The sequence below is a fragment of the Bacillus hominis genome, assembly GCF_018332515.1.
GTDB lineage: Bacteria > Bacillota > Bacilli > Bacillales > Bacillaceae_G > Bacillus_A > Bacillus_A hominis.
In genome coordinates this window covers 1-276 of record NZ_BOQD01000686.1, presented here as the reverse complement: position 1 = coordinate 276, position 276 = coordinate 1, and the positions used below count along the sequence as shown (strand labels likewise).

Here is a 276-nt window from a genome sequence, read left to right as displayed (position 1 = left end):
ATCGCTAAGATCGAGCCACCGCCTGTAAGACGAGTAACTTACGTGAAACACTACTCCATACAACCTGCCAACCTCGAATTTAATGCTGAGGGTACACCTGTTTCCCGAGATTTTGACGATGTCTATTTTTCCAACGATAACGGGCTGGAAGAGACGCGTTATGTTTTTCTGGGAGGCAACCAATTAGAGGTACGCTTTCCTGAGCATCCACATCCTCTGTTTGTGGTAGCAGAGAGCGGCTTCGGCACCGGATTAAACTTCCTGACGCTATGGCAG

1 protein-coding gene is annotated in these 276 nt (G+C 48.6%); it reads left to right on the top strand.

Translation table 11 applies throughout. From position 1 onward, the window contains the following. Positions 1-42: 42 nt before the first annotated feature. Positions 43-276, top strand: a 234-nt coding sequence (locus KI356_RS27950; RefSeq protein ID WP_212937089.1) for a hypothetical protein, incomplete at its 3' end; no start/stop codon positions are given.